Source organism: Microbacterium wangyouchuni (assembly GCF_054072595.1).
Genome location: NZ_JBSVRM010000003.1, coordinates 330,041 through 354,602, shown reverse-complemented (window position 1 = coordinate 354,602; position 24,562 = coordinate 330,041). Strand labels below are relative to the sequence as shown.

Below are 24,562 nucleotides of genomic sequence, written 5' to 3'. Positions count from 1 at the left end.
TCTCATGACCTCTCTTCTCACCGGAACTGACGGCCGTGCGCGCTGCGCGTGGGTCGGGGTGGATGCCGAATATGCGCGGTACCACGATGAGGAATGGGGCGTCGCCCTGCACGGCGACCGCGCCCTGTTCGAGAAGATGGCGCTGGAGGGGTTCCAGGCGGGCCTGAGCTGGATCACCATCCTGCGGAAACGCCCGCGGTTTCGCGAGGTGTTCCACGGGTTCGAGCCGGCCGTCGTCGCCGCCTACGACGACGACGATGTGGAACGCTTGATGACGGATGCTGGAATCATCCGCAACCGCGCCAAGATTCTCGCGACGATCGGCAACGCGCGGCTGGTGACCGACATGGAACCGGGCGAACTCGATGACCTGATGTGGTCGTTCGCCCCGGCCGTGGGCATCCGCCCGCGCTCATTCGCCGACGTCCCGGCGATCACTGCTGAGTCGACCGAGATGAGCAAGACGCTCCGCAAGCGCGGTTTCCGATTCGTCGGCGCGACCACGATGTACGCCCTCATGCAGTCGTCCGGAATGGTCGATGATCACGTCGAAGGGTGCTGGCGCGCTCAGTGACGATGGGCAGTTCTCCCCGCCTGTGCCCGGAGAAACGGCAGTTAGGATGTACCGGTGTGTCGGGGCCCGCTGTGGCCGAACGACCTATCAAGTACACCGGGGGGAATACTGACTATGAAGGCGCTGTCATGGTTGCGCGCGAAACCGAAGACAGCTGCCTCCGTGTCAGCAGTCACGGCCGCGGTCGTCGCCATCGGCACACTCGCCTTCGTCTATGACGGCAATCCCACTACCAAAGTCGACCTGAACGACGGCGGCGTCTGGATCACCAAAACCTCCAGCCTGCTCGTCGGCCATTTCAACCACGAGTCGACGGTCCTCGACGGCGGCCTGCGCAACAGCGGTGAGCAGTTCGACATCCTGCAGGACGAGGAGACCGTACTCGTCGTCGACTCAGGCGACTCCGCGCTCACCTCGGTCGACCCGGCCCGAGTTTCACTCGGCGACAGCACGACCCTGCCCGCGGATGCAAAGGTCGCACTCGGCCACGACACCGCTGCGATTCTTGATCAGAAGTCCGGCGATCTGTGGGTCGTGCCGGTTGCCGGCATCGCCGGGCTGGAGATCCGCGGCAGCGAACCGCTCGTCGAACTCGGCCCGAACGCCGACGTCGCGGTCGCCCAGGACGGCACCGTGTTCGGGCTGTCCGGCGAACGCGGCGAGGTCGTCACCGTGCCCGTCGACAACGAGGGTGCGCCGCTGGAACCGACCGTTGAATCCGTCGGCGAGATCGGCACATCCGTCACGCCGAGCATCACCGCGGTCGGCAGCACACCGGTGGTACTTGATGCCGCTGAGGGCGCCGTGATGACTCCCGGCGGGTTCCGCACCGAGATCGAGCGCGCAGACGGCGCCGTGCTGCAGATGGCATCAGCACAGACGGATGCTGTGGCCATCGCGACAACGTCGGAACTGTTGAGTGTTCCCCTGGATGGCAGTGAACTGCAGCGGACCAGCACCGGAGCGCAGGGCGCTCCGGCAGTCCCGGTTTCACTGCGCGGCTGCGTCTACGGCGCGTGGGCGGCATCGGGGAAGTTCATCCGCGAGTGCCCCGGTGACGGCAGCGACGTGCTCGCCGATATCCCGGAGGGCACCGAGTCCGCCAGTCTCACCTTCCGCGTGAACCGCGACGTCATCGTGCTCAACGACGCCATCGGCGGCGCAGCCTGGCTCGCAGACGAGAGCCTCCAGCGCATCGACAACTGGAGTGACCTCACGCCTCCGGAGGGCGATACCGAAGAGGATGAGGAATCCACTGAGGAGACCGTCGAGACGACGCTGCCCGAGCGCACCGAGATCAACACCGTTCCGGTCGCCGAAGACGACTCCTACGGCGTGCGTCCTGGCGGTACCGCGCTGCTGCCGGTGCTCGACAACGACAACGACTCGGACGGCGACGTCCTGGTGGCATCCCTCATCCAGGACCAGCCCTCTATCGGCACCGTGCAGCAGATCCAGAACGGCGGTGCGCTGCAGATCGCGGTCGCCGAGAACGCGTCGGGCTCAGCCTCCTTCGCCTACGAAGTCGATGACGGCCGCGGCGGAAAAGACACCGCGACCGTCACCCTGAGCGTTCATGATTCGACCAAGAACGGCGCGCCGAAACCGAAACGGCAGACCACGCTCGCAGTGGAGAGCGGCGGCACGCTGTCGTACAACATCCTTCCGGACTGGATCGATCCTGACGGCGACGACATCTATCTGAAGGATGTCGTTCCTGCCGAGGGCGATGAGGTCGACTTCACCACGGACGGCCAGATCACCTATCGCGCTGTCGCGAGTCCACAGGGTCGTAAAGAGATCCAGGTGATCGTCGCCGACGGTCAGCAGAAAACCGCCACCAGCACGATCATCCTCGATGTGCGGCCTCCCGGATCGACGGATCCGAAGACGAACGCCGATCACGTGGTGACGCGAATCGGTGAGCAGGTCACCGTCGCGCCCCTCGCCAACGACACCAGCACCAGCCGCGAACCGCTTCGGCTCGCACGCGTGTTGGAGGTGCCCGGCACGACGATCCTTCCCGACTTCGACAACAAGACCTTCACGTTCTCGGCAGATAAAACCGGTGTCTATTACGTGCAGTATCTCGTCACCGCCGGCGCGAAGGGTGGCAAGGGTCTCGTCCGCATCGACGTGGTTGATGCCGAAGAGACCGACCTGCCCCCGGTCGCGGTGCGAGATGTCGCACTGCTGCCGACCGGCGGCGATGCGCTCATCGGCGTGCTCAACAACGACTCCGACCCGGCCGGCGGCATCCTCGTCGTGCAGTCGGTCTCCGTGGAGCCGAGCAGCGGCATCTCGGTGTCGGTGCTGAACCACGAAATGCTGCGGATCACCGACCAGGGCACGCTGCAGGATCAGGTCCGCGTCACCTACCGCATATCGAACGGCTCGAAAACGGCCGAGGGTGAAGTCATCGTCATCCCGATCCCCGCGCCAGAGGAGATCCTCGCGCCGGTCGCGAACGACGACAGCGTGCAGGTGCGCGCCGGTGACGTCGTCACCATCCCGGTTCTCGACAACGACACGCACCCCAGCGACGACGCCATGCACGTCTCCCCGGACCTCATCGATCCGCTCATCGACCCGGAGGACGGCGAAGCGTTCGTGTCGCAGGACACCGTCCGGTTCCGCGCCGGCGATGAGCCGAAGACCGTCTATGCGACCTATGAAGTGGTCGACTCCCATCAGAACAAGGCCGCCGGATACATCACCATCCAGATCCTCCCGGTGGATGTCGAGACCAACGCCGCCCCGCGCCCCCGCGATGTCGTGGCGCGAACCCTCAGCGGCAGTACGGTGCACATCCCGATTCCGTTGCACGGCATCGACGAGGACGGCGACTCGGTCGAGCTCATGGGGCCGGCCACCAACCCCACCAAGGGGCGCATTGTCGATGTCGCAGCGGACTACATCACCTATGAGGCACTCGACACGTCCACCGGAGCCGACACCTTCACCTACCGCGTGCGTGACCGCCTCGGCAAGGAAGGCGTCGCTACGATCCGTGTCGGTATCGCCCCGCCCGAGCAGATGAACCAGGCACCCTTCGCGGTGAAGGACGCTGTCGTCGTGCGACCTGGACGCGAAGTGGCGGTACCGGTCACGGAGAACGACTCCGATCCGGAAGGTGACCAGGTCGCGCTGGTCGAAGACGGGCTGCAGCTGCCCGACATCGAGGGCTTATCGGCGCGGGTGTCGGGGGACCGTGTGCTGGTCCAGGTGCCGGATCGTCCCCTGGAGACGTCGTTGCAGTACACGATCCAGGACTCCCGCGGTGCCACGGCATCTGCGGTGCTGAGCATCACGGTCAATGAGGACGTGCCGCTGCTGCCGCCGATCGCGGCCGATGATCGGGTGCAGCTCACGGACCTCGAGGAGGATCAGCTGACCGCCGATCTCGACGTCCTCGCCAACGATGAGGATCCGGACGGCACGGTCGAAGAGCTGGAACTTGCCGTCGGCGCGGGAGCCACGCTGCTCGACGACGGCAAGGTGCGCGTCACGGTCGGCGAGACCCTCCAGCTCATCCGCTACACGATCACCGATCGTGACGACCTGCAGACATCGGCATTCATCTTTGTTCCCGCGTCGAAGGACCTGCGACCCGACCTGAACCCTGCTGTGGAGCCGATCGAGGTTGTCAGCGGCGAGACGAAGATCGTACCGCTCGCGGACTACGTCACCGTCGCTGGCGGCGGCAGAGTGATGATCACTGAGCACGCCAAAGTGAGCGCGATCCACTCCAACGGCGCCGATCTGGTGCAGGACGCGCACACTCTCGTCTACACGTCCGCCGAGCGGTACTTTGGCCAGGATGTTCTGATGTTCGAGGTCACAGACGGCACGAGCGTGGACGACCCGAACGGTCGCAAGGCAACACTGTCGATTCCCGTCACCGTGCTGCCGCCGGCGAATGAACCGCCGACATTCACCGGGGCCACCGTCACCGTGGCGCCGGGAGAAGAAGCAGTAACGGTCGATCTCGCCGCGCTCACGACTGACCCGGATGAAGACGACACCCACGACTACACACTTGTGCGCAACCCGGGCGACGGCGTATCGGCGAGCATCGAAGGCAGCATTCTGTCGGTCGAGGCGTCGACCGACGCCGATAAGGGCACCGCGCTGACCCTGCCGCTGCGCATCACAGACGGCGAGACCGACCCGATCGAGGGCTCCGTCTCGGTGACGGTGTCGGCGTCGACCAGGCCTATGCCTGCAGCTAACACGGACACGTTCACGCGGGCGGATCAGGGCGAGATGATCTCTGTTCCCGTGCTCGAGAACGACTTCAACCCCTTCCCGGAGACGCCGCTGAAGGTGGTGCGGATCGAGCGGGAATCGGGCGAGGGTGCAATCGCTATCAAGGACGACCGCGTCGAGGTCACCCCGGATGCCAACTTCGTCGGAACCATGGTTGTGAGTTATCGCATCCAGGATGCGACCAAAGATCCCGACCGCGAGGCCGATGGCCAGATCGTGCTGACGGTCCAGGGCGTTCCGGATGCCCCGGGGATCCCGGTCGTAACGAGCGTGCAGGATCGCACCGTGGTGCTGTCGTACTCCGCCCCGTCGAACAACGGCGCAGAGATCGATCACTACACGGTGAAATCGGTCACGGGCAGCCCGTACACGAAGGAGTGCACGTCCACGACGTGCACGCTTTCGGGGCTCACCAACAACGTCGAATACGCCTTCGAGGTCACCGCGACGAACCGGGTCGGAGAGTCGGAGCCGTCGCAGAGCTCCGAGATCGCGCGACCTGATGCGCGCCCGGACACTCCGAACCCGCCGACGCTGGTCTTCGGCGACCGCTCGCTGAAGGTGGCGTGGAAGACGCCGACGACACCGGGGTCGCCGGTGGACAGTTTCACGCTGGAGATTTCGCCCGCACCGCCGTCCGGAATCGTGCAGAAGGTCGTCACCGGCAACTCCGTCGTCTGGGAGGGGCTGGAGAACGGCGCTGACTATGAGGTGAAGGTGCGAGCGCACAACCAGGCGCCCGAGCCGTCGAGTTGGAGCGGCTGGTCGGCATCGGTGATCCCCGCCGGGCCTCCGATGAAACCAGCACAGCCGACCACGGCCGAGCTCACCTCGGTGGGCAACCAGGCGCAGATGCAGATCAACTGGGTCGCGCCCGCTAACAACGGTGATGGCATCGACGGATACCAGTTGGAAATCCGCCGCGGATCGACCGTTGTGAGAACCCACGATGTGGCCGCAGGGACGACCAGTTTCGCAGCCACCGTGGACACCTCCGAGTCCGGGTACACCTACCGGATCCGCGCACAGAACAAGGCCGGCTGGGGCGAGTGGAGCGACCCCTCGGTCGAACGCCGCGGCGTCATCGCCCCGGGCGCACCGACCGCTGTCACCGCGGCTCCCGGCGACAAGTTCATTGACGTCGCATTCACTCCCGGTCCTCGCAACGGCGCCCGCGCCGACGAGATCGTCTATGAGTACCGCCTGAACAGCGGCGCGTGGCAGCGCAACTGGGATGGCACGCGCATCGGCGGCCTGACCAACGGCACCACCTACGCGGTGCAGGTGCGTGGGGTTGCGACCGTGGGCGGAAGCACATACGCGGGAGCGGCATCCGGTTCCGCATCGGCGGTCCCGTACGGCACACCATTCGCGCCCACCGCCGACGCTGTCGGCCACGCGCAGAAGGTGACGCTGTCGTGGAATGCCAACGGCTCCGGGAACGGCCGGCCGATCCAGGTCGATATCAGCATTAACGGCGGCGCGTGGCAGCTCAATGTCGGTAAGACCGGAACCCGCGATGCGGGTAACGACTACGACCAGACCCACGACATTACGGTCCGCGTGACTGATTCGCTGGGCAATGTCGCACCGATCGCCTCGGCAGTGGCCAACACTGCCCCCAAGCCGCCGCCACCGCCGCCCCCGGCTGAGGTGCTCACAGCCGGCAAGGGCGACCCTGTCAACCGAGCCGAGTGCTCGACCTATTCGTGCGCCTACGTCACGCTCACCACCAAGAACTTCCGTAGCTCCGGCAACTATGCGCTGTATTGCGATGACGGTGGAAGGCCTCGTTTCGGCGGAATGACGAAGAATGTTCCGGCGAACGGAACCGTCCAGTTGAGCTGCTTCTACGGCAACCCCGGCAACACAATCCGCGTTTACATCCAGGAGCTTGACCGCTACTCAGAGCCCTTTACCTGGCGCTGATCACGCGAAGAATTCGAGAATGGAACACCCATGACAATGACCCCCGAACAGGCCTCCTGGTTCCAGGGCACCTTCCAACGCCTCGTCGAGAACATCGATAAGGCGGTGCAGGGCAAGAAAGAGATCGTCTCGCTGGTCGCCGCGGCCATGCTCGCCGAGGGCCACGTGCTGCTTGAGGACGCGCCGGGAACGGGTAAGACCAGCCTCGCGAAGGCGCTGGCGGCGACTGTGCAGGGCACGAGCAGTCGCATCCAGTTCACTCCCGATCTGCTGCCCTCCGATGTCACCGGTGTGACCATCTACGACCAGCAGTCGCACCGATTCGAGTTCCACAAGGGCCCGATCTTCGCATCCATCGTCCTGGCCGATGAGATTAACCGTGCCTCACCGAAAACGCAGTCGGCGCTGCTGGAGGTCATGGAGGAATCGCGGGTGACCGTCGACGGCACGACCCACGAGACCGGGCGGCCGTTCCTCGTCATCGCGACGCAGAACCCGATCGAGCAGGCAGGAACCTACAAGCTTCCCGAGGCGCAGCTCGACCGCTTCCTGATCAAGACGTCCATCGGATACCCCGACCTCGCGGTCACCGAGAGCATTCTGGCCGGGGCATCCGATCGCAACCCCTCGGCGAAGCTCACCGCCATCATCACCACGAACGCGGTCGCCGACATGGCAGACCTCGGATCCACCGTGCACGTCGAGCCGGCCGTGCTGCGCTACGTGGCCGAACTTGCCGAGGCCACACGTCAGGACGCCGCGATCCGCCTGGGCGTCTCCGTGCGCGGAGCGATCGCCATGATCCGTCTCGCGAAGGTCTGGGCTGCAGCGCAGGGCCGCCACTACGTGCTGCCCGACGACATCAAGCTGCTGGCGCGCCCGACGTGGCAGCACCGCCTGCTGCTGGACGCCGAAGCCGAATTCGCTGGCACCACGCCCGACACCGTCATCGCACGGGTGCTTGACAGTGTGTCGGCCCCGCAGGCACGAACGGCGGCCTGATGACCTCGGAGACGATTCAGGCTTCGCCTGCCCAGACAGATCACGACGCCGGTTGGCGTGACGTCGTGGTCGTCCTCGGCATGCGCGCGCTGGAGCGTCTCCGCAAGATCACTGCCGTGTTCCGTCCGCTGGCCTGGGTGCTGATCGCCGCGGCCATCGTCCTGTGGACCACGGGTCAGATGCTCGGCTGGTCGGAGCTCGTCATCGCCGCCCTCATCGTCGCGCTCACTGTCGCCAGCTGCGCGCTCTTCCTGATCGGGCGCACCGAATACGACATCGCGCTCGACCTCGCCCGCACTCGGGTCGTCGTCGGTGAGCGTGCCGTCGGCGCGCTCACCCTCGCCAACCACGGCGACCGCGCCATCCTCCCGTCGCGCGTCGTGCTGCCGGTGGGCGCCGGACGCGGTGAGTTCGGCATTCAGCGACTCGCCCCCGGCGAGGAATCAGAAGAGCTCTTTGCCATTCCCACGCAGAAGCGTGCCGTGGTTCAGGTCGGGCCGGTCAGCATCGTGCGTGGTGACCCGCTCGGACTGTTCGAGCGCGCGCACCCGCGCGACGAGCCGGTCGACCTCTTCGTGCATCCGCGCACGGTCCTTTTCGGCGGGCAGTCGCTCGGGTACCTGCGCGACCTCGAAGGTCTGCCGGCAGCCGACCTCTCCCGAGACGATGTGTCCTTCCACGCGCTCAACGAGTACCAGCCGGGTGATGACCTGCGCCATGTGCACTGGCGTTCCACCGCGCGCACCGGCGTCATGATGGTGCGCCAGTTCGAAGAGACCCGCCGCTCGCACTTCGTGATCGGGCTCTCCCGGTCGACCGGCGACTATATGAGTGATGACGATTTCGAGTTAGCGATCTCGGCGGCCGGGTCCATCGGACTGCGCGCGATCCGCGACTCGCAGCGGGTGGATGTGCGCGTGCAAGGGCGCGCTCTCTCCGCCGGGACGGGCAAGCAGCTGCTCGACTCGCTCTCCGCGCTCGAGTCCAGCAAACCGCGTGAGGGCGGCATCGCCGAACTCGGCGGCATCATCGCGGCGACGATGCCGCTGGCCAGTGTCGTCGTCCTGGTCTGCGGAACCAAGGTCTCCACAGATGAACTTCGTCTTGCCTGCGCACGCGTACCGTTCGGCGCGCGTGTGATCGCCGTGGTCGCAGATACCAGCGCCCCGTCGCCGTCGTTGCGCCGAATCGGGGAAGCGGATGTCGTCACCGTCGGTGACCTGGCACAGGTTCCCCTCGCCCTGCAGAAGGTGCTGGCATGATCGCGCCGGCCTCAGACATCACCCTCCGTCGTTGGGTCCTGGACCTCGGCGCGAGCGCGCTTCTCGTCGCCGTCGCCTTCGTCGGTTTCTGGCCGACCTTCGGTGGACCCAGCTATCTGGGCGCCGCGATCGGCGGCACACTGCTCGGTCTCGGAATCGCGGCCGTGGCCGCCTGGCGCCAGTGGAGCATCCTCGTCATCGCAGGACTGGTCGTCGGGGCGTATTTCGTGTTCGGAGGTGCGCTCGCGCTGCCGCATACGACGATGTTGGGGTTCGTGCCCACGCTCGAAACGCTGCAGAAATTGGCCGTGGGAACGGTGACCTCGTGGAAGCACATGCTGACCACGGTCGCCCCCGTCGGCGCCGCCGACGGCCACCTCATCGTCCCGTTCCTGTTGTGCCTGGTCGTCGCCGTGTGCACGGCATCCTTCGCGCTGCGCCTGACGAGCGTCGCGTGGGCGCTGCTCCCCGTGGCAGCCATGCTCGTGCTCACGATCGCGCTGGGCACACCTGAGCCGGCGTTCCCCGTCGCGCAGGGCCTGCTGCTGGCGGTGCTGGCAATTGCCTGGCTTGCCGTCCGGCAGCTGTGGGCGCCGCACAATGACGCCGTTTCGGTCGGCCAGGTCGACCCGGCGCGTGCCGGTCAGATGCGCCGACGACGCCTCATCGCCGGAGCCGCGGTGCTCGCCGTCGCGAGCGGCGCTGGTGTCGCCGTGAACGCGGTCGCCGCTCCCACCGAGGTCCGCCACGTCTTCCGCGACGTGATCATCCCGCCGTTCAACGTGCGCGACTATCCCAGCCCGCTGCAGAGTTTTCGCAAGCACGTGCGCGATGACGCCAACAAGACGCTGTTCACTGTGCAGGGCCTGCCCAAAGACGCTCGCATCCGCATCGCGACCATGGACCAGTACGACGGCATGGTCTACAACGTCACCGATGGTGGTCCGCACTCCTCGAGCGCATTCACGCAGCTGCGTTCAAATATGTCGCCCGATGCCGAGGGCATTCCGGTGACGCTGCAGATCGAGATCGACAATTACAGCGACGTGTGGGTTCCCGATGCCGGATCCGTCACTGAGATCGACTTCACCGGTGAGCGCGCCGATGCTCTTCGCCGCAGCACCTATTACAACCAGTCGACGGGAACAGCTGTGACGACGTCCCCGCTGACCGCGGGCGACACCTACACCGTGCACACGATCATGCCCGCTGAGCGATCTGACGCGCAGCTCGCCGATGACAAGTTCGGGAAGGTCGCACTGCCGACACAGAGCACCGTTCCGGAGGAGCTCACAAACCTCGCCGGCGAAGCCGTCGCCGCAGCGGAAACGCCGATCGAGAAGGTCCGGGCGCTGGAGACGTTCCTCTCCGAGGAGGGCTTCTTCAGCCACGGGCTCGAGGGCGATGTGCTCTCCCGATCCGGACACACCGCGGAGCGTATCTCGAGCCTGGTCGGCGGCGATCAGATGATCGGCGATGACGAGCAGTATGCGGTGACGATGGCGCTGCTCGCCCGCGAGCTCGGAATCCCGGCCCGGGTGGTCCTCGGCTTCTACCCCGAGAAGGAAGATTCCGGAACCGGAGCGTTCTCGGCCAGCGGCAATGACGTGCATGCCTGGGTGGAGATCAACTTCGCGGCCGCCGGTTGGCTCGCCTTCGATCCCACACCGCCCGAGGACCAGATTCCGAACGCGCAGAACACCAAGCCGCGCGCGGACCCGAAACCTCAGGTGCTGCAGCCGCCGCCTCCGCCGCAGGAGCCGGTCGATCTGCCGCCGACGCTGCCGGATGATCGCGAATCCGAAGAAGAGAAGACGGACGTCGCCGGAATCATCGGTCTGATCCTCGCTATTGGCGGGATCTCGCTCGGAGTCATCGCGCTGCTTGCTTCGCCCTTCATCATCATCGGTGCGTGGAAGGCTTCGAGGCGGCGCAGCCGACGAACCGCCGAGCGCAGTGCGGATCGCATTTCCGGCGGCTGGGACGAGCTCACCGATCGCGCGGTCGACTACGGGGCGCGGCTCAACTCCGGAGCGACACGAGGCGAGGAGGCGGCTCTCGTGGCTGGCGCACTCGCGGTGCCGACCGTGACGGCCCTGGCTGAGCGGGCGGATGCTGAGGTCTTCGGCCCACGCGAACCGAGCGCTGAGGACGTTGAATCCTTCTGGAAGGAAGTCGACGAGATTGTCGTCGGTGTGGGCCGCGAGGCCGGTTTCTGGAAGCGGATGAAGGCGCGATTGAGCCTGCGCTCACTGCTGGGTGGTTCGTCGCTTTCGCGTGGCGTCCAGGGCCTGAAGGATGCGGCATCCGAGCGCAGACGGCGTGAACCTGGCACCATCAAGAACAATGAACCTGTAGCACCCGAGAGTGAGAAACCATGACACAACTGACGTTTGGCACCGTCGCTCCAACGTCGCGACGTGCCGTGGCATACATCATCGATGCAGTGATCGCCGGCGGCATCGGCATCGTTCTCAGCATCATCCTCTCCATTGCCATGTTCACGGCAGGCAGCCCCGAGGCGATCCTCGGCGTGCTCGCGATCGGCGGGCCGCTGATCAGCCTGGTGCTGCTGGGATGGTTCATTGTCTACACGTTCATGCAGAGCGGCACAGGCTCTATCGGGATGCGTGCGCAGGGTTTGCGCCTGGTCCAGGAAACCGACGGCTCACGGCTCGGCTTCGGCCGGACGCTGCTGCGCAACATCATCTTCGGCCTCGCCGCAGCGATCATCGTCGGCTACTTCACGCCGCTGTTCGACAGTTCGGGCCGGTTCCAGGGCTGGCATGACAAGGTCGCCAAGTCGCTGATGATGGATGCCCGCACCGTGACCGCTGCGACCCCCGCCCCGCCGACGGAGGCGATGCCGATCCCGCCGCGTCCGCCCCTGCCGAATGCCGCGCCCGCAGCGCCCGCTGCGCCTGTCGCTCCTTTTATGCCCGGCCTGCGGGGTACGCCCGGACTCGCCAGTCCCATCCCGGCACCGGTGGTTGCGCCGCAGCCGGCGGCACCTGCACCGGCACCGGTAGTTGCGCCGCAGCCAGCAACGCCAGCAACGCCAGCAACGCCAGCAGCGCCAGCACCGCTCGTACAGCCGGCGTCACCCGCCACCGGTGAGGAAACACTGATCGCGTTCGTCCCCGGCATCACGCAGGACGGCCCACCGGCGGCGGCCCCGCCAGCACCCGCGCAACCGGTCCCGCCGGCACCCGCGCACCCAGCGCCCGCCGACGACCTCGGCGACATCGAGGACACGCGCATCAGCATCCCGGGTCACCGTCTCGTGTTCACCTGGGATGACGGAACCCGCGTGACCGTCTCACGCCGCACACTGTTCGGACGCAACCCCTCGCCGGAGGACGGCGCTGTGGTCGTGCCGGTGCGCGACGAGACCCTCTCGCTGTCGAAGACCCATTTCGAGGCGGCGGCCGAACCCTCCGGCGGATGGATAATGGATCGGCACTCCACGAACGGCACCGTCGTCGTGCGCGACGGCCACCGGATCACGTGCACGCCGGGCGAGCAGACCCCGATCCGGCTGGGCGATGCGATCGAGATCGGTGATCGCATCGTCACCGTCGGCGGCTACGCATGAGCGCCCCGATGATCGTCACAGCCGGAGCCTGGACCCACGCCGGACTGCGTCGCTCGCTGAACGAGGATGCGCTCCTGGCCAGCGCACCGATCTTCGTCGTGGCCGATGGCATGGGCGGACACGAAGCGGGGGAGCGGGCCAGTGCTGCGGTCGTCGCTGAGTTCTCGCGATACATCGGGCGTTCGAGCCTTGTCCTCGACGATGTGCTCGAAGCCCTCAGCCGGTCACGAGACGCCGTAGAGGCGCTGTCGGACTCAGCGATGGGACGAGCCGGCACCACGCTCAGCGGAGTGGTTCTCGCCGATGTTGACGGAATGGGGTACTGGCTGACTCTCAACATCGGAGACTCCCGAACCTACCGTCTGGCAGACGGTGAGCTGGAGCAGATCAGCGTTGATCACTCCGTCGTTCAGGAGCTCATCGAGTCGGGAGAGCTCGACTCCGAGCAGGCGGCCAGCGATACTCGCCGAAACATCATCACCCGGGCTATCGGCGCCGGAAGCGCGGGAGAGGCAGACTTCTGGTTGTTCCCGGCTGAGGCGGGGGATCGGATGCTGGTCTGCTCTGACGGTCTGTCCTCAGAGGTGCCGGATGCCCGAATTCGTGAGATCCTCACCGTGGAATCCGACCCGCAGACTGCTGCCGCGGCACTTGTCGCCGAGGCGGTCAGCGCTGGCGGCCGCGACAACATCACCGTCGTGGTCGTGGACGCCGTCTCCGTCGCATCCCGCCCTGGCGTTCAGATGCGCGACGACAATATCGATGAGAACACTCGGCCTCGCGAGGCCTTCGCAGGAGGGATCGACTGATGCAGACGAACTACCAAGCAGGCCAGTGGTACGTGCTGGTTGCGCCGGGCGCTCTCATCGCGCTGTCTCCGGATGCCTCGACGGAACTTGTCACGCGCATCTGGGAACGGCAGCAGGACTCGATCGATCTCGCCGCGGTGATCGACACGCTCACCGATGATGCGGCAGGGTCGTTCGCCGCGGTGCAACCGTTCGCCGCCGTCGTGCTGGAAGGTCCGGATGCCAGAATCGCGGTACGCGGCGACGTGACCGTGGAGGTCACCGGACCACAAGGTGCCGAGAGCTTCACGGGAGCGAACGTCACCACCTGGAGCGAACGCTTTGTCGAGAACGCGGCCCGGATCTCCGTGAGCGTCAACGGCAGCGAATCCGGCGTCGACCTTCCGATTATCGGCGGCATCGTGCGCGCGGCGCGTGCCAGCGCCGAGATCGAGCCGGTTGATGTTGAGATTCCGGATGCTGCGCCCGCCGTCGCTTCGATTGAGGAAGCAGTCGTCGCGGAGCCTATCTCGGAGGAGCCGGTCGAGGAGCCCGCTGCTGAGCCGGCCGAGGGACCCCTCGAGGAGCCCGTCGTCGAGGAAGAGCCTGCCGTCGAGGAGGCGCCTGCCCCGGCGGAGCCGGCACCCGAGACAGCGCCGCAGCCCATCGATGACGCCGTTGACGGCGCGACCCTGGTGCCGACCGAGCCTACCGAGCAGGCCCACACGTCAGACATCGATGAGTTCGAGCAGCTGTTCGGGCAGACGGTCGCCTCGCGGCCAGCGTCCGCCCCGCCGGCACCTCCAGCTCCGCCCGCACCCCCGGCCCCTGGCGCCGGTGATCACGACGGTGCGACGATCTCGTCGGCTCAGGCTCGCGCGCTCCGCCAGACCGAACCGGCCGTCGACCCGGATGCCCCCACTGCGGTGCTTCCCGTGGTGCCGAGCGCGCAGGGACGTGTGCGGGTGTCTACGGGCCAGCAGGTCACACTCGATCGCACGGTGATCATCGGTCGTAAGCCCCGGTCCACGCGTGCATCCGGTGCTGATCTGCCGCATTTGGTCGCCGTGGAGAGCCCGCAGCAGGACATCTCGCGCAGCCACCTCGAGATCCGCCCCGAGGGCGACACCGTCGTGGTCGTCGACCTGCACACCACGAACGGATCGACACTGCTGCGTCCGGGCGTCGATCCGCTGCGCCTGCACCCGGGTGAGCAAACCCTTGTGCTCTCCGGCGATGTGGTCGATCTCGGCGATGGCGTGACGGTCACGTTCGAGGACCTTCCGTGAGCAGACCCCCCTCGCCGCCGCCGGAGCTTCCCGGCTTCACCTATGTGGAACCGCTCGGCACGGGAGGCTTCGCGGACGTCTTCCTCTACGAGCAGCAGATGCCCAAGCGCCGCGTCGCGGTGAAGGTCCTGCTGGCCGATCGGCTCTCCAGCGGTGCCGCGCAGGAATTCGCCGATGAGGCGAACGTGATGGCGATGCTGTCGACGCATCCGGCAATCGTGACGATCTATCAGGCCGGGGTTGCCGGCGACGGCCGCCCCTATCTCGTGATGGAGTACTGCCCGCGCCCGAATCTGCAGGTCCGTGCCCGCAAGGAACCGTTCTCGGTGGCCGAGGCACTGCGCGTCGGCATCCAGGTCGCCGGTGCCGTTGAGACTGCGCACCGCGCGGGAGTGCTGCACCGCGACATCAAACCGGCGAACATCCTCGTCACCGCATACAACCGTCCGGCGCTGACGGACTTCGGTATCGCCTCGACCACCGGCGCAGTATCGGAGTCGACCGGGATGTCGATTCCGTGGTCACCCCCGGAGTTCTTTGCAGACCCGCCGGTGAGTGGCCCGCGCTCGGACGTGTTCGCGCTGGGTGCGACGCTGTACACCCTGCTCGCCGGGCGCTCGCCGTTCGAGCGGCCAGGAGAGCGCAACTCCGGTGCCGATCTGATCGAGCGCATCGAACGGGCACCGCTGCCGTCGCTGGCGCGACCGGACTCGCCGGCGAGCCTGCAGCAGGCGATCGAGCGAGCCATGTCGAAGAACTCCGATGCGCGCTACCCCAGCGCCGTCGCATTCGCGCGAGCACTGCAGAAGGTGCAGATCGAACTGAGCCATTCGGTGACTCCGATCGACATCATCGATGATCACCCGGTCGCCGAAGATCTCGAAGACGAGGCCGATGGCCTGACTCGCGTGCGTGACATCGTCAACATCGAGCCGGATGCTGGCGCGACGCGGCCCTCGGCCACAACGCGCCCGCTCACCACCCCCGAGCCGGCCCGCACTGTCGTCCCCTCTCCCCGGTTCGACCCGGCACCGCAGACCACCGATTACGCTCCGATCGAGGAGACGGTGTTGCGCCCGACGGCTCCCGCTGCCGCCCCGGCGGCTGCGCCCGTCGATGACGACCCGACGATCATGCGCCCACCGCGCACGCTCTCGCCCGATGCCGACGCACCGGTCGACCCGGCTACCGAACCCGCCACAGCGCCACCTGCTCGGCGGCGACTGGGCGCGGGGGCGTGGGTCGCGCTCGCCGCAACTGCTGTCGTGCTTGTGGGCGCGACGGTCGTCGGCATCACGATGCTCTCCGGCAGCGGGAAGCCCGAGCCGATCGCCACCCAGGATGAGGTCGTCCCGCAAGACCCGATCTCGGCGGCCGTCCCCGACGTGGACGATCTCTCCGGTACCCGAGACGGCACGGCGATCACATTCTCCTGGACCAACCCGGCCGCCGAAGACGGCGACTCGTACCTCTGGAGCACGGTCGATCTGGCCGGTGCCAGCAAACCCGCGGCCACGGATGAGACGTCGGTGACGTTCGAGGGATCGGCAACCGGACAGGTGTGCATCGACGTACTGCTTCGTCGCAGCGACGGGCGCGCATCGGAACCGGTGCGGGGGTGCGTTGAATGACGATGCCCGGTGAACGCGAGGCGGCAGCTCCCACCTCGATCTGGGAGATCGACGACAAGCCCGAGCAGATTGAGGGGCTCGACGCCGAAGGACGTCCTGACCCCGCCTATGCTGCCTCGCTCGGCCTGCTGCGCGCCCCGTTCGGACGCCGTGCCCTGGCCTTCGTATGCGATGTGGGCTTCTGGACCATCGCACAGCTGCCGCTGTGGCTCGGCGCCGTGCCCCTGCTTCTGAAGCTGGCCACCGGATCAATCTCGCCCTACGGGTTCATCAACCATCCGAGTTTCGTGCTCGCTATCGTGATGACAGCAGCGACGGTAGGAATCACCCTGGCGCTCAGCATCGTCCAGTTGGCTCTGCACGGACGCAGAGGGCTCACGATCGGCAAGTCCATCGTCGGCATCCGAAGCATCAACGTGAAAACTCTCGAGCGTCCGGGCATCGGCGCCGTACTGCTGCGCTACCTGATCGTCGGAGCATCCGGCATCGTGCCTCTGCTGGGACCCGTCCTGTTCTTGGGCTCGCCCACGTTCGACCCGGACGGCCGTGGTCGCGGACTGCACGACAGGGCAACGGGAGTCTGGCTCGTGGATGTCAGGCGCGGCCTCAACCCCTACGACGACAAACGGATGCGCGTTGCGCGCAAGGTCGTCACAGCCGAACCCGCCCCGGAGCGCTCCGCGCTTCCCTCCCTCGCTACCCCGCGGGACCCGGCTGCGCAGCCGGAGTACCGACCAGGCACCCGGACCAGCGCCGGAGTGATCGGGATGGCGCGCACGCACACGACCCCCGAACCAGGACCACAGGCACAGCCCCAGCCGGCCCCGACTCCTGCTCCGGCCCCGCAGCCCCAGCCGGCCCGGCAGCCGACGCCCGCTCCGGCCCCCGCTTCCGCAGTGCCGAACCCTTCGCGCTTCGCGCTTCGTCTCGATACCGGCGAGAGAATCTCGGTTTCGGCCGCGATTCTGCTCGGGCGCAATCCGGATGCCGCGGAGCATCCCGGAGCGCACCCGATCCCGCTGCCCGATGACAGCAAGTCGATCTCGAAGACTCACCTGCTGGTGCGCCCCGTCGACATCGGGCTGGAGATCATCGACTGCTACTCCACGAACGGCTCCGGGTTGATCCGCGACGGTGTGGAATACGCACTCACGCCGGGAACTCCCGTGGTGACGGTGCCCGGCGACACAATCCGATTCGGCGATCGCATCGCCGTAGTTCTGAACGGAACCGAGGAACAGTCATGAGGCTGAAGCTGACACTGCACCGGCAGGGCGCTGACGCGGTCGACATCGTGATCACGACAGATTCGACGGCCACGACCGGAGATGTCGCCCGTCATATCGCCGCAGCTGATCCCACACGTTCGACTCCGGTCGCTGATGGTGATGTGCTCACCCTCGCGGTCGCACCTCCGACCGGGGAGCGGTTCGTCGCGCTGCAGCCGGACGTTCCGATCGGCGAAGCTCCGATCGGCTCGGGGTTCGTGGCATCCATCCTCAACTACGGACCCGACCATGTCTCGACCGGACAGCGCGAGATCGTCGGCGTGCTGCGCGCCACGGCCGGCCCGCTCGCCGGCCAGGAGTTCCCGATCGGATCTGGCCAGGTGATCGTCGGACGCGACGCATCGGCGGATGTCGTGCTCGCGGACCCGATGGTCTCGAAGCGCCATGCCCGACTCGAGGTCGGCCAGCACATCGAGGTCATCGACCTCAACTCAGCCAACGGTGTGCTCGTCGACGGCGTCGCCGTGCCGCGCGTTCGGTTGGAAGACGGGGAGCCGTTCGTCATCGGTGCAACGACACTGGTGCTGCATCTCGCTCGATCCTTCGACGGAACCGCCGACGAAGAACCGATCATCGAACGCGGCAGCGGGCTGATGTTCAACCGCAGCCCGCGCGTCGAGGTGCGCTACCCGGGAACGCTCTTCAAAGCGCCTCGGCTGCCCACCGAGAAACTCGGCAAGCTCTTCCCCTGGCCCATCCTGATCACGCCGATCCTCATGGGCCTCGCGCTCTACATCCTGAACGAGAACCCGCGTTCTCTGCTCATGATCGGTATGACGCCACTGATGGCGCTGGGCAATATCATCAACCAGTCGCGGCAGTCCAAGCGGGCTTCCAACCACGAATTCCTGCTGTTCGAGCGGCAATACGAGCAGCTTGAAGAGGACTTCTTCCGCGGTAAACCGGAGGAGGAGCAGGCACGCAACGCCGAAGTCCCGCCGGTCGCGGAAGTCTTCGACCACGCGATGCGCCTGGGACCGATGCTGTGGACCAGACGTCCCGAGCACTGGAACTTCCTCGGTCTGCGCCTGGGCAGCTGCCGTCTGCCAGCCCGCAACTCGATCGCTGAAAACGAGACTCCCGAGGGCCTGCCCGAGTTCATCGAGAGGATCGAACGCCTGCAGGAGCGCTATTCGTTCGTCGACGATGTGCCGGTGTTCGAGCTGCTCGCCGATGCTGGCTCCGTCGGTATCGCCGGCCCGCAGGGCCTTGCCGCCGACGCGATGCGGGGAATCGCTGTGCAGCTGTTTGGGCTGCATGCGCCGAACGATCTGGTCGCCGTCGCCTTCGCCGATTCCACATGGACCGCTGAGCTGGACTGGCTCAAATGGATGCCGCACACCTCGAGCGAACGCAGCCCGTTCCGTGGCGTGGCGCTCGCGGACTCGGCACCCACTGGCACTGCACTGCTGAGCACGCTCGAAGAGTATGTGCAGCGGGCGAGCGCTGGAGGCGGAGACAGCGGAGAGCCGCGCGGACCCTTCAAGGATGATTGGAACCCGCTGCTGTACGGCACGGATGTCGCGCGTGCGGCAACCGACCACAAGAAGACCCCACCGGTATCGGTCATCGTCTTCGTCAGCAATGACGCGCCCGTCGATCGCGGCCGGCTCACCGATATCCTCGATCGCGGTGCCGACTACGGTGTGCACGCGGTTTTCGTCTCGCCGACGGTCGAATCGCTCCCGGCCGTCTGCCGCAGCTACATTGACGTCACCACCGGCCTCGAAGACGCGCAGGTGGGTCTGGTGCGTACCGGCGACCACTTCGAGCACGTGCAGGTTGAAGGTGTCTCCAACGCCTACATGAATATGCTGGCGCGTCGCATGGCTCCGGTGGTGGATGCCAGCACCGTGGTGCATGACGCCTCTGACATTCCGAGCTCCGTGATGTTCCTGCAGCTCGTCGACCCCGCGATCGCCGAAGACCCCCAGGTCGTGATCGAACGGTGGCGTCAGAACAACACGATCGTCGATCGATCGCCGGCGTCGCGACCGAGGCTGAAGAAGACGGGCACGCTCCGCGCCATCATCGGGCAGGGCCCCAGCGACGCGATGGCGCTGGATCTGCGCACCCACGGGCCGCACGCCCTGGTCGGTGGCACCACCGGCGCGGGAAAGAGCGAGTTCCTGCAGGCCTGGGTACTCGGCATGGCCGCGGCCCACAGCCCCGACCGGGTGACGTTCCTGTTCGTCGACTACAAGGGCGGCTCGGCGTTCGCCGATTGCGTGGACCTGCCGCACTGCGTGGGACTCGTCACTGACCTCAGCCCACACCTCGTGCGCCGTGCGCTGACGAGCCTCCGCGCTGAGCTGCAGCATCGAGAGCATCTCCTGAACCGCAAAAAGGCCAAGGATCTGCTCGAACTCGAAAAGCGTCAAGACCCGGAGTGCCCGCCGGCACTCGTGCTGGTGATCGACGAATTCGCCGCGCTCGCCTCGGAGATGCCGGACTTCGTCGATGGCGTCGTGGACATCGCGCAGCGCGGTCGCTCCCTCGGCATCCACCTCATCATGGCGACCCAGCGCCCTGCCGGCGTTATCAAAGACAACCTGCGGGCGAACACGAACCTGCGCATCGCACTGCGCATGGCCGATGAGGCCGACTCCCGAGATGTCGTCGACGATCCCGTGGCGGCAACATTCTCGGCATCGATTCCCGGCCGTGCGATCGCGAAGACCGGCCCTGGCCGACTGGTTCCGTTCCAATCCGCGTACGCGGGAGGGTGGACCGGTGAGGACGAGACCGCGGCGGCCGACGTGCGCGTTGCGGAGCTGCGATTCGGATCCAGCGCGGAGTGGGAAGCCGAACGCTCCGCGGACGCGGAGACGCACGAGGAGGACCTGGGCCCGAACGACCAGAAGCGGATCGTGTCGACGCTCGTCAGCGCGAGCGAGGTCGCAGGGCTCATCCGGCCGCGTCGTCCCTGGCTCGATGATCTCGCGACGGTGGTCGACCTGCACGATCTTCCCAACGACGGCGATACGCGCATCCCGATCGCTCAGATGGACGTGCCGGAGAAGCAGCTGCAGGAGGCAGCGGTGTTCGTACCCGACCGAGACGGATCGATGGTGGTGTACGGAACGTCCGGCTCGGGAAAATCCACGCTGTTGAAGACGATCGCCACTGCGGCGGGTATGCATCCGGATCGCGGGCGCGTCCAGGTGTACTGCCTCGACTTCGCCGCGGGGGCGCTGGGGGCGCTGGCCGCGCTTCCGCACGTCGGCTCGGTCGTCGACGGCACCGATGTCGAGCGGATTCAGCGACTGCTGCGCACGCTTGATCGGGAGTTGGATCGCCGCTCAGCTGCGTTCTCATCGGCCAGCGCGGCATCCGTTCAGGAATATCGCGAGATCGCCGACCCGAACATGCCGCGCATTCTGCTGCTCATCGATAACTATCCCGAGTTCAAGAAGGACTGGGAGTACGCCCCGGGGCGCGGCCCGTTCTACCGTACGTTCATGCGGATCCTCGGCGAGGGACGCACGCTCGGTGTGCACATCGTGCTGACGGCCGACCGCGGAACCGCGGTGCCCAGCGCCGTCGCGTCGAACATCTCGCGCCGGGTGGTGCTGCGTCTGGGTGACCCCAGCCAGTACATGCTGTTGAACGCTCCGCGAGACATCCTCGATGAGCAATCTGCGCCTGGACGCGCGATCATCGACGGTCACGAGGCGCAGATCGCCGTTCTCGGCGGCACGACCAACGTGGTCGAGCAGACGAAGGCGCTGGCTGCTCTGTCCGAGAGTCTGCGCGAGCGGGGCGTGCGCGACCTTCCCGAGGTCGGGGCGCTGCCGACAATGGTTCCGGTCGCCGATATGCCGGCGATGGTGGATGGGATGCCGGTGTTCGGCGTCGCAGACGACACGCTCGCGCCGCGCGGATTCGAACCAGTCGGTTCCTTCGTTGTCGCAGGTCCGCCGTCATCCGGCCGGACGAACGCGCTGAAGGCACTGGTGGTGGCGATGGAGCGGTTCGATCCGAACGTGCGGATGTACCACTTCGGCAGTCGACGCTCGCAGCTGAAGGACTTCCGACCGTGGGTGCGTAGCGCCATTCGTCCCGAGGACGAGAAGGACCTGGCAACAGAGCTGACAGAGCTCATCACCGCGGACTCGGACGAGGGGCGCATCATGGTCGTCATCGAGGACATGCCGCACGTCGCGGATGGACCGGCAGACCGGCCGATGCGCACGATGCTTCAGGCGATAAACAACAGCGATCATCTGCTGATCGGTGACGCCGAGATCAGCCGCGCCAGCGGTGGCATCGGCGTGCTCGGCGAATGGAAGGCGGGACGGCAGGGCATCGTCCTCAAACCAGACACCTACGATGGCGAGTCGATCTTCAAGACGCCGTTCGGGAGAGTCAAGCGCTCGGAGTTCCCGGCCGGTCGAGGCATCTTCGTGCAGGCGGGACGGATGACCACCATGCAGATGCCATTCGTCGCGGATGCCGCGATGGGGACAAGTTCCATGGGTACCGCTCCCCGTTTGCGAGATCGTAATCGTTAACTAGTCTCGATTACGAGGCCGCAGGGGCCCGAAGACCACGAACGCGGAAGGCAGTTCTCATGGCACATGATTTCGGTGCAACATACAGCGAGATGGAAGGCGCAGCCCAGCGCCTGCGCGACGGACGCACCACCATCTCCGACACGCTGAAGGAACTCCAGGGCATCATCGACGACCTCGTCCAGGACGGGTTCAAGACTGAGAATGCCTCTGAGGCCTACTCGACGTCGTACGAAGAGCTCACCACCTCGCTCGACGACGCATCCGAGGCAGTGAACGACATGGCCACCGCCCTCGACAAGATGGCAGACGTCATCCGCGACACTGACGGATCGCTGGCTGGCGGCGCTTCCTAAGGCTTCGCAGTTGCCAGAGGCCGTGAGGCCAGTCCGGGGGGACTGGCCTCACGGCCTCTGCTTTATCCTTCATCTGACTTGCACAAACGACGGCGAATAGAATCGGGAACATGAGCGGAGCACAGAGCTACTGGTACAACCTGTCCACTCAGTCGGTGGTGCGCGCTGACGAACGACCCTCCGAAGACACATTGGGGCCGTTCGCCACAGCCGATGAAGCGCAGGATTCGCCTGCGGTGCTCCTGGAATACGCTCGTGCCTGGCTGGAAAGTGACGAGAGCGAGCCATATCGCGCCCTGGCTGAGGAAAACCCAGACGACCTCGATTACGCGTGATCGACGCGGAATGAGAGGCAGGCACGGCGCGGCGGCGCTTCTCGCCGTTTCGCTCGCGATCGGGCTGACTGCGTGCACACCGGCGCTGCCGGAATCAGTCATCCCGGGCACTGAGGTCACCGTCGGGTGGAGCGGCGAATTTACCTCGTTCAATGCGCAGGCTTCGCCGACGTTAGGCAATCGTGACATCGCCCAGGCGATTCGCGGCGATTTCGGTGACGTCATCGACGGCGAGTTCGTCGCCGACGAGGGCTTCGGCACGCTCGCGATCGTCAGCGAGGACCCGTTCACCGTGCGCTACGACCTGACCGAGCCGGTGTGGTCCGACAGTATCCCGCTCGACGCCGCCGATCTCCTGCTCGGGTGGGCCGGGGCATCCGGATATTTTGAGCCGCCGAGCACAGACGCGGGCGGCGCGGAACAGGCAGTCCCTCTCACCGTGCCCCGTATCGATGAGTTCGCCCGTTCCATTGATGTGACCTTCTCGCAACCGGTGATGCAGTGGCAACAGGCCGTCTCCGTGCCTGTTCCCGCACATGTGGTCGGCCAGCGCGCCTTCGGTCTCAGCGACGCGATGGAGGCGAAGCAGGCTGTCATCGAAGCGATCCAGACAGGCGATGCGGACTCTCTGGCGGCTATCGCGGCAGTCTGGATTGAAGACTTCACCGTCGCCGGCGACGGTTCGACCCCCGAGGATGTGCTCCTGTCCAGCGGGCCGTATCTCGTGGATGAGATCGAAGCATCGGATGCCGGGCAGAGCGTGACGCTTGTACCGAACCCTTCGTACCGGGGGATCTCCACCTCACAGGTCGCGCGCATCGGTCTGGTTCCGGCCGGTGATGCACCTCTTGCGGCGATCGGAGACACGCTCGACATCGCTCAGGTCGCACCCAGCGCAGCCAACCGCGAGACGGTGCGCGAACTGGAGCGCACCGATCGAGTCGTCGACATCTCGCACGACGGCACCGTCTGGGCGATGTTCGTGAACCCGGCAGGGCTGTTCAGCCAGCACGCGACACGCACCGCGTTCTTGCACGCCGTTCCGATACGGGGGGTGAGCGACGGTGGCGCGGGGCCGTGGACCTCTGCGTACACGGGGACGACCTCGATGGTAGCGGCGACGGGATCGCCCACCTACGACATCGTGAACGAGGACTCAGGCTTTTCCGAGACGCTGGGAACGCCGGGAGAAGACCCCACGCTGGAACGCGAATCAGCCGGGTTCGCCGCCGGCACCGCCGTCTGCGTGCTCTACGACCGAGGGAGCGAATTCGCAGCAGGCGCGTTCGCCGCGCTGCGAGAGGCAGCCAGCGAGTTCGGCTGGAACATCGCCGACTGTGGCAGCGACGATATCGACGGCGCGTTGGAGCAGGGCAACTGGAACGCCGCGATCGTTCGGGTGCCCGTGCCTGACTCGCCGGAGCAGATCGCCGCGCAGTGGGGCACTCAGGGCGGAGCATCCATCACGGGGAACGCTTCACCAGAGCGGGATGCCCTGATCGCTCAGCTCGCCCAGACCACCGACGTCTATGAGGCACGTGACGTGACTGCGCAGATCGAGGCGAGCATCGTGCAGTCGGCTGTTGCGTTGCCGATCGCCATGAATCCGCGCCTGACGATCGTTGACCGCGATGTGACGGGCGTCACGCCGAGAAGCGGAACGGATGCATCACTGACCCACGCCCTGACGCAATGGACAGCGGCTCCGTGACTGCGCGATGGGGTGCGC

14 protein-coding genes are annotated in these 24,562 nt (G+C 66.3%); all 14 read left to right on the top strand.

Annotation, left to right across the window (positions count from 1 at the left end; translation table 11 throughout):
* The first annotated feature begins 4 nt into the window (after positions 1–4).
* Entirely contained in the window at positions 5–574 is a 570-nt protein-coding gene (locus ACW5CM_RS06740) for a DNA-3-methyladenine glycosylase I (RefSeq protein WP_457124569.1), read from the top strand.
* Positions 575–736: 162 nt separating this feature from the next.
* Positions 737–6,772 carry an Ig-like domain-containing protein gene (locus ACW5CM_RS06735; protein ID WP_457124568.1) on the top strand — a complete coding sequence of 2,012 codons (6,036 nt, stop codon included), beginning with the start codon at positions 737–739 and terminating at the stop codon, positions 6,770–6,772.
* 30 nt (positions 6,773–6,802) lie between these two features.
* Positions 6,803–7,774 (top strand): AAA family ATPase, encoded by a 972-nt coding sequence (locus ACW5CM_RS06730; RefSeq protein ID WP_457124567.1) that lies wholly within the window; start codon positions 6,803–6,805, stop codon positions 7,772–7,774.
* Positions 7,774–9,036: a DUF58 domain-containing protein gene (locus tag ACW5CM_RS06725; RefSeq protein ID WP_457124566.1), complete on the top strand. Its 1,263-nt coding sequence runs from the start codon at positions 7,774–7,776 to the stop codon at positions 9,034–9,036. The genes ACW5CM_RS06730 and ACW5CM_RS06725 overlap by 1 nt, the downstream gene beginning before the upstream one ends.
* Complete coding sequence (locus ACW5CM_RS06720) at positions 9,033–11,417, top strand: transglutaminase TgpA family protein (protein WP_457124565.1); 2,385 nt, start codon at positions 9,033–9,035, stop codon at positions 11,415–11,417. The genes ACW5CM_RS06725 and ACW5CM_RS06720 overlap by 4 nt, the downstream gene beginning before the upstream one ends.
* Positions 11,414–12,631 (top strand): RDD family protein, encoded by a 1,218-nt coding sequence (locus ACW5CM_RS06715; protein ID WP_457124564.1) that lies wholly within the window; start codon positions 11,414–11,416, stop codon positions 12,629–12,631. The genes ACW5CM_RS06720 and ACW5CM_RS06715 overlap by 4 nt, the downstream gene beginning before the upstream one ends.
* Positions 12,628–13,440: a PP2C family protein-serine/threonine phosphatase gene (locus ACW5CM_RS06710; protein ID WP_457124563.1), complete on the top strand. Its 813-nt coding sequence runs from the start codon at positions 12,628–12,630 to the stop codon at positions 13,438–13,440. Before ACW5CM_RS06715 ends, ACW5CM_RS06710 begins: the two co-directional genes overlap by 4 nt.
* Positions 13,440–14,708, top strand: coding sequence for an FHA domain-containing protein (locus ACW5CM_RS06705; RefSeq protein ID WP_457124562.1), 1,269 nt, complete (start codon positions 13,440–13,442; stop codon positions 14,706–14,708). The genes ACW5CM_RS06710 and ACW5CM_RS06705 overlap by 1 nt, the downstream gene beginning before the upstream one ends.
* Complete coding sequence (locus tag ACW5CM_RS06700) at positions 14,705–16,339, top strand: serine/threonine-protein kinase (RefSeq protein WP_457124561.1); 1,635 nt, start codon at positions 14,705–14,707, stop codon at positions 16,337–16,339. Before ACW5CM_RS06705 ends, ACW5CM_RS06700 begins: the two co-directional genes overlap by 4 nt.
* The gene (locus tag ACW5CM_RS06695; RefSeq protein WP_457124560.1) at positions 16,336–17,586 is read left to right on the top strand and encodes an RDD family protein; all 1,251 of its coding nucleotides are present in this window, start codon (positions 16,336–16,338) and stop codon (positions 17,584–17,586) included. Before ACW5CM_RS06700 ends, ACW5CM_RS06695 begins: the two co-directional genes overlap by 4 nt.
* Entirely contained in the window at positions 17,583–22,142 is a 4,560-nt protein-coding gene (locus ACW5CM_RS06690) for a type VII secretion EssC family protein (protein ID WP_457124559.1), read from the top strand. Before ACW5CM_RS06695 ends, ACW5CM_RS06690 begins: the two co-directional genes overlap by 4 nt.
* Before the next feature lie 59 nt (positions 22,143–22,201).
* Complete coding sequence (locus ACW5CM_RS06685; protein ID WP_438252931.1) at positions 22,202–22,498, top strand: WXG100 family type VII secretion target; 297 nt, start codon at positions 22,202–22,204, stop codon at positions 22,496–22,498.
* A gap of 110 nt (positions 22,499–22,608) precedes the next feature.
* A complete protein-coding gene (locus tag ACW5CM_RS06680) occupies positions 22,609–22,833 on the top strand; it encodes a hypothetical protein (protein ID WP_438252933.1) in 225 nt (74 codons plus the stop codon).
* 10 nt (positions 22,834–22,843) lie between these two features.
* A complete protein-coding gene (locus ACW5CM_RS06675; protein WP_457124558.1) occupies positions 22,844–24,544 on the top strand; it encodes a periplasmic substrate-binding domain-containing protein in 1,701 nt (566 codons plus the stop codon).
* Positions 24,545–24,562: the final 18 nt, after the last annotated feature.